This is a genomic window from Geomonas sp. (assembly GCF_056994735.1).
In genome coordinates this window covers 1-2,116 of record NZ_JBXKJL010000434.1, presented here as the reverse complement: position 1 = coordinate 2,116, position 2,116 = coordinate 1, and the positions used below count along the sequence as shown (strand labels likewise).

2 protein-coding genes are annotated in these 2,116 nt (G+C 62.8%); one reads left to right on the top strand and one right to left on the bottom strand.

The annotated features are described in order from the left end of the window. Window positions 1-357 precede the first annotated feature (357 nt). Window positions 358-1,422 carry an IS630 family transposase gene (locus AC11W3_RS18990; RefSeq protein ID WP_484093547.1) on the top strand — a complete coding sequence of 355 codons (1,065 nt, stop codon included), beginning with the start codon at window positions 358-360 and terminating at the stop codon, window positions 1,420-1,422. A 24-nt stretch (window positions 1,423-1,446) separates the two neighbouring features. On the opposite strand, the gene AC11W3_RS18985 is transcribed toward AC11W3_RS18990, so the two are convergent. After that, on the bottom strand, window positions 1,447-2,116 hold a 670-nt coding region (locus tag AC11W3_RS18985), incomplete at its 5' end, for an IS630 family transposase (RefSeq protein WP_484093546.1).

Below are 2,116 nucleotides of genomic sequence, written 5' to 3'. Positions count from 1 at the left end.
GTACTGGTTTTCCCCACGCCACCCTTCTGGTTGAGCAAGGTGATGACGGGCATGTCGTCCCTCCGTGGTAACCACTATTCCGCACGTCTCCACAAGCCGCTGGTGCCAAAAGGGTTGCGACGAGGCGTTTTCTCGATTTCAACGCGCAAATTGGCACCGATACCTCAGACCACGCAACGACTTACGGCGCGAAAATCGTGCGAGATGTGCGGAATGTCCGCTGAATCTACTGACGTCGCCACCATAAGCATGACTTATACTCGGCGCGGCCGGGTCTGGCACAAATTGTAATGGGGTGCTCATCGGCTTAAGCTGCTGACTGGGACCGACCTGTGAGCAGCATCCGGTGGACATGCCATGTGGGCGATCACCTTCTCAGCGGACGACCGGCGGGCTCTGGCCCACGACCGGTACCATCACCCCGACCCCCGAGTCCAGCGCAAGATGGAGGTCCTCTGGCTCAAGAGCCACGGCTTGGGCCACGACGCGATCGCCGCCTACGCCGACGTCTCCCGGCGTACCGTCCAACGGTACATCGAGGAATACCTTGAAGGCGGTCTATCGCGCCTCCGCCGCTGTCGGGGGCATCAGCCCCAAAGTGCCCTGGCCGAGCACCGGGACTCACTGGAGGAGTACTTCCTGAAGCACCCGCCACGCTCGGCTAAACAGGCTCAAGCCGTCATCGAGCAACAGACCGGGGTTCGCCGGGGCCTCACCCAGGTGCGTCACTTCCTCAAGGACCGGCTGGGGCTACGCTGGCCCAAGACCGGGGCGATCCCCGTGCCCCCCAAGAAGACGGTCGAGGAGCACGCACGGGACCAAACCACCTTCCTGCGGGAGAAGCTGGAGCCACGGCTGAAGCAGGCCCGCCGAGACCGGAGGCAGGTCTACTTCGTGGACGCCGCCCATTTCGTCTTCGCGCCGTTTCTGGGCTTCGTGTGGTGCGCGGTGCGGCTGTTCGTGCGGGCGGCCTCGGGCCGCAAGCGGTACAACGTTCTGGGGGCGCTGGACGCGGTGACGCACCGGTTAATCCGGGTGACGAATCACAGCTACATCAACGCCGAGTCGGTCTGCGCCCTCCTCCGGGCGGTTGCCCAGGCCGGTGTCGGTTTGCCGATCACGTTGGTGCTGGACAACGCCCGGTATCAGAAGTGCGCGGTGGTGCAAGCTCTGGCGAAGTCGCTGAAGATCGAACTGCTGTACCTGCCGGGTTACTCACCCAATCTGAACCTGATCGAGCGACTGTGGCGGTTCCTGCGCAAGGAGTCGTTGGACTCGACCTACTATGAGGACTTCTCGCAATTCACCACCGCGATCGACCAGTGCCTGGACGGCTTGCCGACAGTACACAAGGGTGAGATGCGGACGCTGCTGACGCACAAGTTCCAGACATTCGGAAATGTGCCACTGTTGGCCGCGTAGAGTATAATACCGATCCCGGGAAGTTTATGCACTCTGCCGCACGTATTCGGCATTGCAGATCCTCTTGAGGTTCTCTGCATCCTGGCAGACGACGACCAAGCTCCGGACCGCCTCGCTCTCCAGTTCACCATAGTCGCGATAGAAGCGATTGGACCAGTGATGCGAACGCAGGTAATGCCCCAGGTTCTCCCCTGGGTTCAACTCCGGCGAGTACGGCGGCAACTGGATCAGGCTCACGTCGCTCGGCACCACCAAGTCCTTGCCGGTGTGGTAGCCCGCCCCGTCCCAGATCAAGACCGCATGCACCCCCGCGGGCAACTCCCGCGAGAACTGCTCCAGGAACAGGTTGATCACCGCCGTGTTCAACTCCGGCATGATCAATGCCGAAGTCGTCCCTGTGCTGACGCAGACGGCTATCAGCACGTACAGCCACTGCCGGCCGTTCTGCCGCAGCGCCCGCGGCCGCGACCCCTTCGGAGCCCAGACCCGCGTGATCGTCCCCTGCTGGCCGAACCGCGCCTCGTCCTCGAAGGAGACGCGCATCTCCTGGTCCGGGTGCTGTTCGGCGATGGCCTCGATCTGCTCGACGACGATCTCTGTGAAGAACTCCTGCACCTCGGGGATGGAGTCCTCATGCTGGGGTCGGGGCATGAGGCTGCTGGAACCGAGGCGATGCCGCAGATCATACACCGCC

Excerpts from the sequence above, each read along its gene's own strand:
- AC11W3_RS18990 (WP_484093547.1), top strand. The coding sequence starts at position 358 with ATGTGGGCGATCACCTTCTCAGCGGACGACCGGCGGGCTCTGGCCCAC.